Origin of the sequence: Microbispora bryophytorum, assembly GCF_006874465.1 — a bacterium.
Classification (GTDB): domain Bacteria; phylum Actinomycetota; class Actinomycetes; order Streptosporangiales; family Streptosporangiaceae; genus Microbispora; species Microbispora bryophytorum.
In genome coordinates, this window is sequence record NZ_VIRL01000028.1 from 19682 (window position 1) to 33472 (window position 13791).

The following is a 13791-nucleotide window of genomic DNA, read 5'->3' on the forward strand; positions in this document are numbered from 1 at the left end:
GGTGAGGTCGGGGGTCTCGCTCAAGAGGTCCCCGATCAAGCGGCGTTCGTCGACTTCTCGCTGACCGGCAGGCGCAGCGTCCGATCACCGAAGTCGACGACCAGGTCCAAGCGGGCCCCGAGCGCCTCTACATAGCGAGCGATAACGTCGAGAGAGGTGACCTCTCCATGCTCGATCTGTGAGACCCGGGCGACGCTCAGACCCATGACAGCCGCGACGTCCCTCTGGCCGAACCCAAGTTGCTTTCGCGCCTCGGCGAGCTGATGACCGCGCGCCTCGGCGAGAAGCTTTCTGGCGCCCTGCTCGATCACCGAAGGGGAGACGCTGGCCTCGTGCAGTTCCCGCTCGAGGTCGGCCCAGTCCCCCGGCACTCTCTTAGGCATGTTCACTCCTCGTCGTCGCTGGTGTAGTCGACATAAAGCTGTATGGCCAGGGGGATGTTCTCCTTGTACCACCGGTTCCAGTTCCCGGCTTTGTCACCGCCAAGCAACAGCAGCGCCGCCCGCGTAGGGTCGAAGGCGAAGATGATCCTGATCTCCGATCGCCCGCGCGATCCTGGGCGCAGTTCCTTGAGATGATGCAGGGAGCTTTCCTTGAGCCGGTCGACGAGGGGCCTGCCCAGCGTTGGCCCCTCCTCCCGGAGAGCGGCGACGGCCTGAGCGACCTGAATCGCCGAGTCGAGATCCTCCTTGAGGAGCGTCCTGAACCAGGCGGCATACTCATCTGTGACCTTCACCGTCCACGCCAAGAGTGCCCTCCCGAAATCAAGGCTATCCTTAAGTCGGGCAGTAGGCTACTGCCGTTGACCTGAGACGGTGGTCGAGTTCGTCTGATGCCTTCGCCGTCTTCGCTCCCCCGTGATGGGCGTGAAAGCATGGACGGTATGACGACCGAGCAGGAGGGCGGGCGCACCGAACGCATCGTGGGGCTCGGCGCCGGAGCCGACGCCGTGCAGGCGAGGGAGCTGGCCACCGAGGACATGATCCTCAACATCGGCCCGCAGCACCCCTCCACCCACGGCGTGCTGCGGCTGCGGCTCGTCCTCGACGGCGAGCGCATCACGGCCGCCGAGCCGATCGTCGGCTACATGCACCGCGGCGCGGAGAAGCTGTTCGAGGTCCGCGACTACCGGCAGATCATCGTGCTCGCCAACCGGCACGACTGGCTGTCGGCGTTCGCCAACGAGCTGGGCGTCGTGCTCGCGGTCGAGCGCATGCTGGGCATGCAGCCCCCGGCCAGGGCGGTGTGGGCCAGGACGCTGCTGGCCGAGCTCAACCGCGTGCTCAGCCACCTGATGTTCCTCGGCAGCTATCCCCTGGAGCTCGGCGCGATCACGCCGGTCTTCTACGCCTTCCGCGAGCGGGAGACCCTGCAGCACGTCATGGAGGAGATCTCCGGCGGCCGCATGCACTACATGTTCAACCGGGTGGGCGGGCTGAAGGAGGAGCTGCCCCTGGGCTGGCTCGACCGCGTCACGGCGGCCGTCGCGGCCGTGCGGCGGCGACTGCCCGACATCGAGGAACTGATCGCCGGCAACGAGATCTTCCTGGCCCGAACCCGCGGCGTCGGCGTGCTCGACCGCGAGACGATCATGCAGTACGGCGTGAGCGGCCCCGTCGCGCGGGCCTCGGGCGTCGACTTCGACCTGCGGCGCGACGAGCCCTACCTGGCGTACGGCGAGCTGCCGGTGAAGGTCGCGACCCGGTCGGCCGGGGACTGCCAGGCCCGGTTCCAGGTGCTGCTCGAACAGGTCAAGGTCTCCCTCGACCTGGCCGACGCCTGCGTCGAGCGCCTGCGGCACCTGCCGCCGGGGCCGATCAACCAGCGGCTGCCGAAGGTGCTGAAGGCGCCCGAGGGCCACACGTACGCCTGGACGGAGAACCCGCTCGGCCTGAACGGCTACTACCTGGTGTCGCGGGGCGAGAAGACGCCGTGGCGGCTCAAGCTGCGCAGCGCCTCCTACAACAACATCCAGGTGCTGCGGGAGATGCTGCCGGGCAACCTGGTCGCCGACATGATCGCGATCCTCGGCTCGATGTTCTTCGTGGTGGGCGACATCGACAAGTAGATCGGCGCGTCGCGGTCACGTCTCCCCGGAAGGCTTGCCGGGCACCCGGCAGCAGTGTTCCAGGAACAGCGCCGCGCAGATCAGGATCACGCAGGCCACGAACGACCCGCCTCCGACGAACGCGTCCTGGCGGGGCTTGTCCAGGTCGAGCAGTTCGAGCACGTGCACCACGAACCCGGCGAAAATGCCGCCGAACGCCGCCGCGACGTACGCCGTGGCCTTCGCCAGCGCCGCCAGGCGGGCCACGGCCAGCGGGTCGACGGGCTTGGTGTCCGGGCGGCGCAGGATCCTCGCCCGGGTCAGCCAGCCCGTGTACGCCTCGCCGACGGCAAGCAGCAGCGTGGTGGGGATCGCGGTCCACGGCAGGGTCGGCACCGTGGAGTAGAACTGCCGGAGCAGCCCCCAGGTGAGCAGGCCGAACACGACCACGAGGCCGACGAGCACGCCGGGATTGCTGGGCTTCACACGGGGCTCCTCGTCGATCAGGCCGGGGGTTCGAGCACGAGGTCGGGCCGCAGCCGCACCCCGCTCTGGTCCAGGTCGGCCAGCAGGGCCGCCGCCGGCCCGCGCCCCGGCAGCACCGCCGCGGGATCCGCCTGCGTCCACGGGACCAGTACGAACGCCCGCTCGTGCGCCCGGGGGTGCGGGAGTGTGAGCTCGGGGTCGTCCGACATGAGACTCCCGACCGTGATGAGGTCGACGTCGAGCGTGCGCGGGCCCCACCGCTCCCTGCGCTCGCGGCCGAACGCGCTCTCGACGCTCTGCGCGCGGTCGAGCAGCGTGCGGGGGTCGAGCATGCTCTCGGCGACCACGACCGCGTTCAGGTAGGGCCCCTGCTCGGGGCCGCCGACCGGGTCGGTCTCGTAGACCGGCGACACCGCCACGAACGTGAGCCCCGGAGCGTCGAAGAGCTCGTCGACGGCTCCCTGCAAGTTCTCCAGGCGGCGGCCGAGGTTGCTGCCGAGCGCGATCACGACCCTCATCCGCGACCCCTTCTGATCGTCACCACCACGTCGCCGAACGGCAGCGGGATCGGCGCGGCCGGTTTGTGCACGCTGACCTCCGCCTCCTCGACCAGCTCGTGGGCCAGGCAGGCCGCCGCAAGCCGCTCGGCGAGGGTCTCGATGAGGTTGACCGGCTCGCCTTCCACGATGTGGACGAGCTCCGCAGCCAGCGCCCCGTAGTCCACGGTGAGCGTCAGGTCGTCGGCCGCCGCCGCCGGGGCGGTGTCGAACCTCAGGGCCACGTCGATCACGAACTCCTGGCCCAGCTCGCGCTCGGCGGGCAGGCAGCCGTGCCTGCCGCGGGCCCGCAGGCCCGTCAACCGCACCGTGTCACGACTCGTCGTCGGCCGCACCGTCAATGCTCCTGCTCCTCCTCATCGTCGTCGTCGTCGCTCTGCAGGACCGGTGAGCCGTGGTAGAGCCACAGCCGCCACCCGGTCCCGGACCGCACATAGGTGCTGGAGGCGACGACCCGGCCGGCCGCGAAGCCCGGCTCGTCGGTGTCGGCGGCCGTGAGGATGTTCTCCGCGCAGGTGACCACGGCGACGTCGCCGATCACGGTCGTCTGCACGTCGGTCAGCACGAACTGGATGTACGTCGTGTTGGCCATGATGAGCGCCCAGGAGCGCAGCACCTCCGACCGGCCGGTCAGCATGGGCCAGCCGGGGTGGACGCACATGGCAGGACGTCCTGGGACGTCCTCCGTCCAGATCTCCGACATCTTGTCGAGGTCGCCGCTCTCGATGGCGTTGTAGAACGCCTGGTTGAGCTCCTCGATGTCCTTCATCGGCGTCCCTGTCGGCATGTCGTCACCGGCCCTCGTCAGCGTGTCGTACGGCTGCTGCCCTCCACGCGGCGGCCACCCGCACCGCGTCCGCGTTCGCCCGCACCCGGTGCACCCGCACGCACCACGCGCCGGCCCGCGCGGCGAGCGCGGTGACGGCGAGTGTGGCGGCGTCGCTGCCGTCGAACGGCCGGGGCTCGCCGTCCGGCCCCGGCAGCAGGCGGCCGAGGAAGCGTTTCCTCGACGCCCCGATAAGCAACGGGCGGCCGAGGCGGCCGAGCTCGCCGATCCCGGCCAGCAGGGCCCAGTTGTGCTCGGCGTTCTTGGAGAATCCGAGGCCGGGGTCGAGCACGATCTGCTCCTCCCGCACGCCCTCGGCCAGCACGGAGTCGACCCGCTTGCGCAGCTCCTCCGCCACCTCCGTCACGACGTCGCCGTAGATGGCCCGGCTGTCCATGTCGCGGCTGTGCCCCCGCCAGTGCATCACGACGTACGGCACGCCGGTCGCGGCCACCACCCGCGGCATCACCGGGTCGGCCAGCCCGCCGCTCACGTCGTTGACGAGCTTCGCCCCTGCCGCGACGGCAGCCTCGGCCACCTCCGCGCGCATGGTGTCGACGCTGACCGTCACGCCCTCCTCGGTGAGCGTGCGGATCACCGGCTCGACGCGGCGCAGCTCCTCCTCCAGGGACACCCGGGCCGCGCCGGGGCGGGTGGACTCGCCGCCCACGTCGACGATGTCGGCGCCCTCGGCCACCAGGTCGAGTCCGTGCCTGATCGCGACGTCGGCGTCGAACCACTGCCCGCCGTCGGAGAAGGAGTCGGGGGTCACGTTGACCACGCCCATGACCAGGCAACGCCCAGACTGGGGCATACCGGGCACACTCGCTGCGGTCATGGGGTCAAGACTAGTGCCACGAGCCTCAATGCCCGTCGGGCAGGAGCGGCGTCCCAATCGGCCGTCGTCCGCGCTCAGCCGCGCAGGATCAGCGACATGGCCTCGGCCCTGGTCGCCTCGCTGGAACGGAAGTCGCCCCGGACGGCCGACGTGATCGTCTTGGCGCCGGGCTTGCGCACGCCGCGCATGGTCATGCACATGTGCTCGGCCTCGATCACCACGATCACCCCGCGCGGCTCCAGCACCTGCATCAGGCCGTCGGCGATCTGGGAGGTCATCCGCTCCTGGACCTGTGGCCTGCGGGCGTAGACGTCCACCAGCCTGGCCAGCTTGGACAGGCCGGTGATGCGTCCCTTGTCGTTCGGGGTGTAGCCGATGTGGGCCACGCCGTGGAACGGGAGCAGATGGTGCTCACAGGTGGACATCACCTCGATGTCCTTGACGAGCACCATCTCGTCGTGGTCCGCGTCGAACATGGTGGTCAGCGCGTCCTCGGGCCGCTGGCCCAGGCCGGCGAACTGCTCCGCGAACGCGCGGGCCACCCGGGACGGGGTGTCCCGGAGCCCGTCGCGATCGGGGTCCTCACCGATCGCGAACAGGATCTCCCGGACCGCTTTCTGGATCCGGTCGTGGTCGAATCCGGGGGGCGGCCCCACCGTGGGTGCGGCCACGGTCAGGCCTCGTCCCGCTGCGTTGACTGATCGTTGACCCACGGGGTGGAGCCGGAGCCGCCGGCGGGCAGCGCCGAGCCGTTGCCGTTGGCCCGCTCCTTGGGCGTGATGACCGGAGGACGGTCGGACGGCAGACGCTTGCCGTAGCCGGCGTAGGAGGGACGCTTCTCCCTGCGCACGATGGGCGAGAAGATCTCAAGGACCTGCTCCCGGGAGAGCGTCTCCTTCTCCATCAGTTCGAGCACGAGGTTGTCGAGCACGTCGCGGTACTGGACGAGGATCTCCCACGCCTGGTCGTGCGCGCTCTCGATGTAGCGGCGGACCTCCTCGTCGATCGCCGAGGCGATCTGCTCGGAGTAGTCGCGCTCGTGGCCCATCTCACGGCCGAGGAAGACCTCGCCGTTGCCGCTGCCGAACTTGCGGGCGCCGAGCCGCTCGCTCATGCCGTACTCGGTGACCATGCGGCGGGCGATCGACGTCGCCTTCTCGATGTCGTTGGACGCGCCGGTGGTGGGCTCGTGGAAGACGAGCTCCTCCGCGGTGCGGCCGCCGAGCAGCATGGCGAGCTGGTCCAGCATCTCGGACCGGGTCGCGAGGAACTTGTCCTCCATCGGCAGCGTCATCGTGTAACCGAGAGCGCGGCCGCGGGACAGAATCGTGATCTTGTGGACCGGGTCGGAGTTGGGCAACGCGTGGGCCACCAGGGCGTGACCGCCCTCGTGGTAGGCGATGATCTTCTTCTCCTGGTCCGACATGACCCGGGACTTGCGCTCGGGACCGGCCATCACTCGGTCGATCGACTCTTCGAGAGTGTTCATCGTGATGAGCTTCTGGTCCTGCCGGGCGGTCAGCAGGGCCGCCTCGTTGATCACGTTCGCGAGGTCGGCGCCGGTGAAGCCGGGAGTCCTGCGGGCGATCACGTCGAGGTCGACGTCCTGCGCGAACGGCTTGCCGCGACCGTGGACGCGCAGGATGCCCTTGCGGCCCTCCAGGTCGGGCCGGTCGATGACGACCTGGCGGTCGAAGCGGCCGGGGCGCAGCAGCGCGGGGTCGAGGATGTCGGGGCGGTTGGTCGCGGCGATGAGGATCACGCCGCCCTTGACGTCGAAGCCGTCCATCTCGACGAGGAGCTGGTTCAGGGTCTGCTCGCGCTCGTCATGGCCGCCGCCGAGGCCCGCGCCGCGGTGCCGGCCGACGGCGTCGATCTCGTCGATGAAGATGATCGCCGGGGCGTTCGCCTTGGCCTGCTCGAACAGGTCGCGGACGCGGGAGGCGCCGACGCCGACGAACATCTCGACGAAGTCGGAACCGGAGATCGAGTAGAACGGCACGCCGGCCTCACCCGCGACGGCGCGGGCGAGCAGGGTCTTGCCGGTGCCGGGCGGGCCGTACAGCAGCACGCCCTTGGGGATCTTGGCGCCGATGGCCTGGAACTTGGCCGGGGCCTGCAGGAACTCCTTGATCTCCTGGAGCTCCTCGATGGCCTCGTCGGCCCCCGCGACGTCGGCGAAGGTCGTCTTCGGGGTGTCCTTGGTGATCAGTTTCGCCCGCGACTTGCCGAAGTTCATGACCCGGGAGCCGCCGCCCTGCATCTGGTTCATGATGAACAGGAAGATCAGGACGATGAGAATGATCGGCAGGAAGCTGATCAGCAGGCTGACGAGGAAGTTCTCCTTCGCCACGTCCACCGTCCAGCCCTGGGCGGGCTTGGCCTGTTCGAGCGCCTGCGTGAGCTGGACGCCCTGACCCTCGACCCACAGGGCCTGGATGCGGTCGGTCGACTTGCCCCCGACCTCGACGGGCCGGTTAAGTGTCAGCTCGACGCGCTGGTCCTTGTCGACCACGGTCGCGCTCTTGACATTGCCCTGCTGGATCTGCTGGACGACCGTCGAGGTGTCGGCGGTGGTGTAGTTGCCGCCGCCGCCGAACATCGTGGTGACGAGCAGGAGAAGCAATACGATGCCCAGGATCCACAGCAGTGGGCCACGTGTAAATCGCTTGAGATCCATCCGTTGCGGAACCCCGGCGGGCCCGTCCCTTCCTGACCAAGGCCTGCCCCGGGAGAACCCGGGGTCGCGGCATCCCTTACCGCTCCTTCTGGCTACCGCGGGGCGGCCGACCGGCCCCCTCCACGGATATCCGAAGGTACACCCGGCAGCCGCGTCGGGTAACTGCCCGAGCGGCTCCGGCTTTGCCTTTCCAACGTACGTCAGCCAACCCCGTGTTCCCCGACCTGGCGCCCAATAACGCCTGATTCGAGGGTCACTTCGCTAAGGGCTTACTCCCCTCCGTACACATGCGGCGCAAGAGTCCCGATGAACGGGAGGTTGCGATACCGCTCCGCGTAATCGAGCCCGTACCCGATGACGAACTCGTTGGGGATGTCAAAACCGACGTAGCGGACGTCCAACTCGACCTTCACCGCGTCCGGCTTGCGCAGCAGCGTGCAGATCTCCACGGAGGCCGGGTGACGCGACTTCAGGTTGTTCATCAACCACGAGAGGGTCAGCCCGGAATCGATGATGTCCTCGACCACGAGCACATGCCGGCCGGCGATGTCGGTGTCGAGGTCCTTCAGCACCCGCACGACGCCGGACGATATGGTCCCCGCGCCGTAGGAGGAAACGGCCATCCAGTCCATCTGCACGGGCACGTGCAGCGCGCGGGCGAGGTCGGCCATGACCATGACCGCTCCCTTGAGCACGCCGACGATCAACACTTCCCGGCCGGCGTAGTCGGTGTCGATCCGGTCCGCCAGTTCTCTGATCTTCTCCTGAAGCTCCTGTTCGGAGATGAGGACTTTGGAGAGATCCTTACCCATGTCGGCTGCGTCCACCTGGGGTTTTCCTTACGCGAGCGAGAGATTGTCCACGGCGAAGACAAGGGTGCCACAGCGCCTCACCACCCCCACCCCCCCGGGTAGGTCCACCCCCTTCTGCCCGTGCCAGCCGGTCACCAGCCGCTCGACCGCCTCGATGTGCACCGCCGCGAGCGCGGCGGCGTGCGCCCCGGCCTCCACGGCCGCCCGGCGGATGACCCGCCGCCGCACCGCCCCCGGCACGTCCGCCAGCACGGCCACGTTCAGCTCCCCGCCGGGGCCGCGCGACTTCGCGTGGACGGCGTCCGCCCACGCGTCCAGGGCGTCGGCGTCGTCCCGGCACAACCGCGCCGTACGGGCCAGCGCCTCGGCGACACCCGGGCCCAGCGCGGCCTCCAGCGCCGGGAGGGCGTCGCGCCGCACCCTGACCCTGGCGTACGCCGGATCGTCGTTGTGCGGGTCGTCCCAGGGGCTCAGGCCGAGGGCGTCGCACGCCTGCCTGGTCCGCGCCCGGCCGAGCCCCAGCAGGGGCCTGCGGTAGAGCCCCGTGACCTCCGCCATGCCGGACAGGGACCGCGTGCCGCTGCCGCGGGCCAGGCGCAGCAGCACGGTCTCCGCCTGGTCGTCGCGCGTGTGGCCGAGCAGGACGGCGGCGGCGCCCAGCCGGTCGGCTGCGGCGGACAGCGCGGCGTAGCGGGCCTCGCGCGCCGCGGCCTCGGGGCCCCCTGCCGTGCCGACCGTGACGGTCAGCGCCTCGGCCGGGTCGAGACCGAGCGTGGGCGCGAGCCGTACGACGTCGTGGGCCCGGCCTGCCGAGCCCTCCTGCAGCCCGTGATCCACGGTGAGCAGCCCGGCGCGCAGACCGAGGCGCGGGGCCGCGAAGCCGGTGGCCGCCGCCAGCGCCAGCGAGTCGGCGCCGCCGCTGCAGGCCACGAGGACGAGCGCGCCGGACGACTCCCCCGCGTCCCGAGAGGCGGCGAGGTCCGCGAGCGACAGCCGTACGGCGCGGCGGACGTCGGCGACGGCGGGATGCGGGCCCATGCGGCCATTCTGGCGGTGCCGCCCGTGGGCCGGGCAACTTCCCGGCCCGGCGACTGCATGATCACGACAGACGCCGGCCCAGGTCAGCCCGGAGGTGGCCGGCTTATCGCATGATCACGGAGGGATGCGCCGCAGGTCAGAGGGGATCCCTGCGACAAACTACAAGATCACGGCGGTGGAGTGGGGGGTTAGGCGGAGGCCAGGACGCGGGACATCCAGGCGTGTGGATCGGCGATCTCCGCGCGGTCGGGCAGGGTCTCCGGCGAGGTCCAGACCTTGTTGAACGACTCCATGCCGGCCTCGTCCACGACCGTGCGGACGAAGTGGGAGCCCTCGGCGTACTGCTTCATCTTCAGCTCGATGCCGAGCAGCCGGCGGACGAGCTGGTCCATGCGCGAGCCACCCTCGCGGCGGCGCTGGAACTTGGCGCGGATCTCGGCGACCGACGGCACGACGGACGGGCCCACCGCGTCCATGACGTAGTCGCCGTGTCCCTCCACCAACGTCATCACGGCCGTCACACGGTCGAGCACGGCCTTCTGCTCGGGCGTCTGGATGGCCTCGATGAGGTTTCCCTCGCCGCCCCTGAAGGCGTCGGCCACGGCGTCGGAGGCGGCGCGCAGGCGCTCCAGCAGGGTCGTCAGGTCCATCTCGGACGCGAGGAGGAACTCGGTCATCTGGCCGCGGACGTACTCCCTCAGCCAGGGGACGCCGGTGAACTGCACCCGGTGGGTCTCCTCGTGCAGGCACACCCACAGGCGGAAGTCGCGGGGATCGACGCCCAGCTCACGCTCGGCGTGCACGATGTTGGGGGCCACCAGGGTCAGGCGGCCGGTCGGGGCCTCACCCGAGGGGTCGGGCGGGAGGAACAGCTCGTACTGCCCGAGCACCCGGGAGGCGAGGAAGGCCAGCACCGCGCCGACCTCGAGCCCGGTGATGCGCGAGCCGACCGCGCCGACGACCGCCGGCATGTTCGACATCTTCTGCGTGAGCGGCTCAAGCACCACGCGGAAGCCCTCCACGTTGGCGCGGATCCACCCCGGACGGTCGACCACGGTCGCCGCCTCGGGCGTCGCCGAGTCGATGCGGGTGAACTCACGCACGTGCCCCTCGGCGTCCCGGGACAGGCGCCGCAGTTCGAGGACCGCCTGCCTGGCCTCCTCGCGACTCACCTGAGGACCGGGCCGCACAAGGCGCACCCCGGTCGCGACGGCCAGATCCCAGTCGATCACCTGCATACCCACCACCGTACGTTCTCCGGCTTCTCGCCGCGCATAGAGCTCGGTGAGGAGCGCGGCCGTGTTATGGACCGATGCGCGCGCGCAGCGAGGAACGAGCGAGCACGCGAGTGAGCGCACTTCACCGCGGCTCAGCTCTGGGAGACGATCGTGGCCATCTTGTCGAGGGCGGTGATCGCCTCCGGCGGATTGGCCACTTGGTCGGCCATGAACGCGAAGGTCAGCAACCGGCCCTCGGATGTGTACGCGATGCCCGCCAGGGTGTTCACCCCGTTCAAGGTGCCCGTCTTCGCGCGTACCAATCCGGCCCCGGCCTTGGAATCAGACTTCTCATATCGATTGTGCAGAGTTCCGGTGAAATGCGCGATTGGCAGGCCGCTGATCAGCGAGTGGAGCTCCGGGTGGGCGGGAGACGCCGCCACGGCCAGGATGTGGGCGAGGGCCGTCGGCGCGATTCTGTTCTTGATGGACAGGCCGCTGCCGTCGTGGACCTCCACCCCGTCGGAGACTCCGAGACGGGTGAGCACGCGCCCGACCGCCGTGGGCACGCCCTGGAAGGTGTGCGGCAGGCCCTCCTTGATGGCGGACTGGCGGGCGAGCGCCTCGGCGAGGTCGTTGTCACTGTGGGTGAGCATCCGCTCCACGAGCGCGTAGATCGGACCGGACTCCACCCGGGCCAGCTCCTGCGCGGTGGGCGCCGCCTTCGCCGAGCCGACCCCCTTGCCCACCTTGATGCCGTTCTTCCTGAGCAGCGTGGCGAACGCGTCGGCGGTGGCCTGCGCCGGATCAGGGAAGCGGGCGCCGTTGGCCGCCCGGCCCTCGTCCATCATGAGCGCGGCCACCGGGGCGACACTGCCCTCCGGGATGTACGTCGGCTTCCATCCCGGCGCCGTCCGCGGCCCGGTGAACAGAGAGCTGTCGTACGACAGGTCCACCGAGGTGAGCTTCGCCGTCTTGAGCGCCTTGGCGGTGTTCGAGGCGAGCCGGGCGAGCGACGCCGGCCGGGGGTAGGTCTCCTCCTGCTCGCGGGCGCTCGTGCTCGGGCCGGCCAGGGTCGGGTCGCCGCCGCCGACCAGGACGATCGATCCGGCGGAGGCCCCCCGCACGACCCGCGTGGCCAGGCGGGCGTCCGGCCCCACCGTGCCCAGCACCGTCAGCGCGGTGACGAGCTTGGTGGTCGAGGCCGGGGTGATGGCGGTGCCCGAGCGGCCGTCGTAGACCGGCGTCCCCGTCGCGACGTCGAGCACGATCCCGGCCACACTGCCGCCGAGGGCGGGGTCACCCATCGCAGCGGTGAGCCGGGTGGTCAAAGTACCCTTGGCGGGGAGAGCCCCGCCCCCCACCGCGGCCAGAACCGGACCCGCGGTCACCAGGGGGATCGGGGCCGGCTTCGGGGACGCGACCGGAGCCGGGGTCCTGTCGGCGTCATGGGTGATCAGATAAGTGCCCGCGAGGACGACGAAGATCTGCAGCAGGGCGAGGGTGGCCACCACCATCCACCGCTCACGTCGCACCACTACGCCCTCATTTCGCGCCGACTTTGACCACGCCTACGAGACATTAACGCCAGCCCGGGAAACCGGGGACTCATGCGGAGGAACGAGTGGAGTTCGACGTTGTCGTTGAGATCCCCAAGGGACAACGGAACAAGTACGAGGTTGACCACAAGACCGGCCGCATACGTCTGGACCGCCTGCTTTTCACGTCTACTCAGTACCCCGCCGACTACGGGTTCATCGAGAACACTCTCGGTGAGGACGGGGACCCGCTCGACGCGCTCGTCCTGCTCCAGGAGCCGACCTTTCCCGGTTGCCTGATCCGCTGCCGAGCCGTCGGAATGTTCCGGATGACCGACGAGAAGGGCGGCGACGACAAGGTCCTGTGCGTTCCGGCGACCGATCCGCGGATGGAGCACATCCGCGACATCCACCACGTCGCCGAGTTCGACCGGCTGGAGATCCAGCACTTCTTCGAGGTCTACAAGGACCTGGAGCCCGGTAAGTCGGTCGAGGGCGCCAACTGGGTCGGCCGTGTCGAGGCCGAGGCCGAGATCGTCGCCAGCATCGAGCGCTTCCAGGAGACAGGGCACCACGACGAGGAGCACTGAATCAGTCGGGCCGGGTGGCGCCGACCAGATCGTGGCGCCAGATGGGCGAGATGCGCACCACGTCCCCCGTCTGGGGGGCGTGGACCATCATGCCCCGCCCGATGTAGATGCCCACATGATGGATGTCGCCGGGGTTCCGGCTCAACCGGCCGTAGAAGATGAGGTCGCCGGTGCGCAGTTCCTTGAGCGGGACATGCTGTCCCGACGTCCACTGCGTGCCGGTCCAGTGATCGAGTGACACCCCGGCCCGCTGCCAGGCCCGCATCGTCAACCCCGAGCAGTCGAACCCCGACGGGCCTGCGGCGGCCCACACGTACGGCTTGCCGATCTGTTTGAGCGCCCACTGGGCGGCCATCTCACCGGGGCCCGACCCGAACCGCCCGGTCCAGGCCGGCACCGCCAGGCTCCTGCGCGCGGGAAGCGCCGCGCGCCTGGCCTTGCTCCTCGCCTGTTTCAGCTTGTCGACGCGGTCGCGGGCGGCCTCCAGCCGTTTGGAGATCTCCGTTTTCTCCCGCTCGATCTGTTGGGTCTGTTCGAGCTGCTCCTCGACGGCCCGCTGTGCCGCGTCCTTCGCCTGTCGCACCTCGTCGGCGCTGTGCGACTGCTCGGAGTAGGCACGGGCCGCCTGTTCTCGGAGGATCTCGAAGACCTGTTGCGCGTCTTTCAGCCGTTGCAACGAGGCGGCCTGTTCGTCGCCGAGCTGCGTCAGCATGCTCGCTCTTCGCAGGAAGCCGTGCACGTCGCCGATGCCGCCGAGCATGGCCGCGGCGGACGGTGACAACCGCACCCCGCCGTACCCCTCGGCCACCCGCGCCGCCACCTCGCCGCGCAACTGGGTGACCTGGCCGGACGCCAGGCGGACCCGCCGCGCCGACTGCTCGTACGCGGCACGCGCCTGCTCAAGCTGGACGAGTTGCCCGTTGTACGACTCCACGAGCCGCTCGGCCTCGGTGTTCAGCGCCTCTCGGCGGGCCTGCGCGAGCGCGAGGTCGGCCTCGGCTCTGCCCAGCTCGCGTGTGCGCTCCTGCACCTGCTGGCGCGCCTTGGCGACGTCCTTCACGGACGGTTTCGGATCGGCTCCCGCCGGGGCCCCGAAGGTCAGGACGAGACTTGACCCGAGCCCGGCGACCAGCCCCGACGCTCTGAGGAGTGGCAATTCCTT

Annotated in this window: 16 protein-coding genes; 2 read left to right on the forward strand and 14 right to left on the reverse strand. The window is 69.9% G+C overall.

Annotated features, from left to right (window positions below; all coding sequences use genetic code 11):
• Nucleotides 1–35: 35 nt before the first annotated feature.
• Nucleotides 36–383, reverse strand: a complete 348-nt coding sequence (locus tag FLX07_RS32930; RefSeq protein WP_142575596.1) for a helix-turn-helix domain-containing protein — start codon at nucleotides 381–383, stop codon at nucleotides 36–38.
• 2 nt (nucleotides 384–385) lie between these two features.
• Complete coding sequence (locus tag FLX07_RS32935; protein WP_142575597.1) at nucleotides 386–748, reverse strand: type II toxin-antitoxin system RelE/ParE family toxin; 363 nt, start codon at nucleotides 746–748, stop codon at nucleotides 386–388.
• 135 nt (nucleotides 749–883) lie between these two features.
• Between FLX07_RS32935 and FLX07_RS32940 the strand changes: the two genes are divergently transcribed.
• A complete protein-coding gene (locus FLX07_RS32940) occupies nucleotides 884–2068 on the forward strand; it encodes an NADH-quinone oxidoreductase subunit D (RefSeq protein ID WP_142575598.1) in 1185 nt (394 codons plus the stop codon).
• A gap of 15 nt (nucleotides 2069–2083) precedes the next feature.
• Here the strand turns inward: FLX07_RS32940 and FLX07_RS32945 are convergent, their stop codons facing one another.
• The 11 genes from FLX07_RS32945 to dacB form a co-directional block, all read right to left on the reverse strand.
• Nucleotides 2084–2533, reverse strand: a complete 450-nt coding sequence (locus tag FLX07_RS32945; protein WP_142575599.1) for a DUF3180 domain-containing protein — start codon at nucleotides 2531–2533, stop codon at nucleotides 2084–2086.
• Nucleotides 2534–2550: 17 nt separating this feature from the next.
• Nucleotides 2551–3051: a 2-amino-4-hydroxy-6-hydroxymethyldihydropteridine diphosphokinase gene (folK, locus tag FLX07_RS32950; protein WP_142575600.1), complete on the reverse strand. Its 501-nt coding sequence runs from the start codon at nucleotides 3049–3051 to the stop codon at nucleotides 2551–2553.
• Nucleotides 3048–3431, reverse strand: a complete 384-nt coding sequence (gene folB, locus FLX07_RS32955) for a dihydroneopterin aldolase (protein WP_142575601.1) — start codon at nucleotides 3429–3431, stop codon at nucleotides 3048–3050. The genes folK and folB overlap by 4 nt, the downstream gene beginning before the upstream one ends.
• Nucleotides 3428–3877 carry a nuclear transport factor 2 family protein gene (locus FLX07_RS32960; RefSeq protein WP_223854263.1) on the reverse strand — a complete coding sequence of 150 codons (450 nt, stop codon included), beginning with the start codon at nucleotides 3875–3877 and terminating at the stop codon, nucleotides 3428–3430. Before FLX07_RS32960 ends, folB begins: the two co-directional genes overlap by 4 nt.
• A 4-nt stretch (nucleotides 3878–3881) precedes the next feature.
• Nucleotides 3882–4754 carry a dihydropteroate synthase gene (gene folP, locus FLX07_RS32965; RefSeq protein WP_142575602.1) on the reverse strand — a complete coding sequence of 291 codons (873 nt, stop codon included), beginning with the start codon at nucleotides 4752–4754 and terminating at the stop codon, nucleotides 3882–3884.
• Between the two features lie 74 nt (nucleotides 4755–4828).
• Complete coding sequence (gene folE / locus FLX07_RS32970) at nucleotides 4829–5431, reverse strand: GTP cyclohydrolase I FolE (RefSeq protein WP_263407710.1); 603 nt, start codon at nucleotides 5429–5431, stop codon at nucleotides 4829–4831.
• Nucleotides 5428–7434: an ATP-dependent zinc metalloprotease FtsH gene (gene ftsH, locus FLX07_RS32975; RefSeq protein WP_142575603.1), complete on the reverse strand. Its 2007-nt coding sequence runs from the start codon at nucleotides 7432–7434 to the stop codon at nucleotides 5428–5430. Before ftsH ends, folE begins: the two co-directional genes overlap by 4 nt.
• Nucleotides 7435–7703: 269 nt before the next feature.
• Nucleotides 7704–8261: a hypoxanthine phosphoribosyltransferase gene (gene hpt, locus FLX07_RS37260; RefSeq protein ID WP_229689968.1), complete on the reverse strand. Its 558-nt coding sequence runs from the start codon at nucleotides 8259–8261 to the stop codon at nucleotides 7704–7706.
• Between the two features lie 12 nt (nucleotides 8262–8273).
• Nucleotides 8274–9284: a tRNA lysidine(34) synthetase TilS gene (gene tilS, locus FLX07_RS37265; RefSeq protein WP_142575604.1), complete on the reverse strand. Its 1011-nt coding sequence runs from the start codon at nucleotides 9282–9284 to the stop codon at nucleotides 8274–8276.
• A 188-nt stretch (nucleotides 9285–9472) separates the two neighbouring features.
• A complete protein-coding gene (locus FLX07_RS32990; RefSeq protein WP_189105095.1) occupies nucleotides 9473–10522 on the reverse strand; it encodes a zinc-dependent metalloprotease in 1050 nt (349 codons plus the stop codon).
• A gap of 131 nt (nucleotides 10523–10653) precedes the next feature.
• A complete protein-coding gene (gene dacB, locus FLX07_RS32995; RefSeq protein ID WP_229689967.1) occupies nucleotides 10654–12039 on the reverse strand; it encodes a D-alanyl-D-alanine carboxypeptidase/D-alanyl-D-alanine endopeptidase in 1386 nt (461 codons plus the stop codon).
• Between the two features lie 86 nt (nucleotides 12040–12125).
• Between dacB and FLX07_RS33000 the strand changes: the two genes are divergently transcribed.
• Nucleotides 12126–12629 (forward strand): inorganic diphosphatase, encoded by a 504-nt coding sequence (locus FLX07_RS33000; RefSeq protein WP_142575605.1) that lies wholly within the window; start codon nucleotides 12126–12128, stop codon nucleotides 12627–12629.
• Between the two features lies 1 nt (nucleotide 12630).
• Here FLX07_RS33000 and FLX07_RS33005 read toward each other — a convergent pair whose 3' ends face one another.
• Nucleotides 12631–13785 (reverse strand): C40 family peptidase, encoded by a 1155-nt coding sequence (locus FLX07_RS33005; RefSeq protein ID WP_142575606.1) that lies wholly within the window; start codon nucleotides 13783–13785, stop codon nucleotides 12631–12633.
• Nucleotides 13786–13791 lie beyond the last annotated feature (6 nt).

Excerpts from the sequence above, each read along its gene's own strand:
- FLX07_RS32930 (WP_142575596.1), bottom strand. The coding sequence starts at position 383 with ATGCCTAAGAGAGTGCCGGGGGACTGGGCCGACCTCGAGCGGGAACTG.
- FLX07_RS32940 (WP_142575598.1), top strand. The coding sequence starts at position 884 with ATGACGACCGAGCAGGAGGGCGGGCGCACCGAACGCATCGTGGGGCTC.
- folK (WP_142575600.1), bottom strand. The coding sequence starts at position 3,051 with ATGAGGGTCGTGATCGCGCTCGGCAGCAACCTCGGCCGCCGCCTGGAG.
- FLX07_RS32960 (WP_223854263.1), bottom strand. The coding sequence starts at position 3,877 with ATGCCGACAGGGACGCCGATGAAGGACATCGAGGAGCTCAACCAGGCG.
- folP (WP_142575602.1), bottom strand. The coding sequence starts at position 4,754 with ATGACCGCAGCGAGTGTGCCCGGTATGCCCCAGTCTGGGCGTTGCCTG.
- ftsH (WP_142575603.1), bottom strand. The coding sequence starts at position 7,434 with ATGGATCTCAAGCGATTTACACGTGGCCCACTGCTGTGGATCCTGGGC.
- tilS (WP_142575604.1), bottom strand. The coding sequence starts at position 9,284 with ATGGGCCCGCATCCCGCCGTCGCCGACGTCCGCCGCGCCGTACGGCTG.
- FLX07_RS32990 (WP_189105095.1), bottom strand. The coding sequence starts at position 10,522 with ATGCAGGTGATCGACTGGGATCTGGCCGTCGCGACCGGGGTGCGCCTT.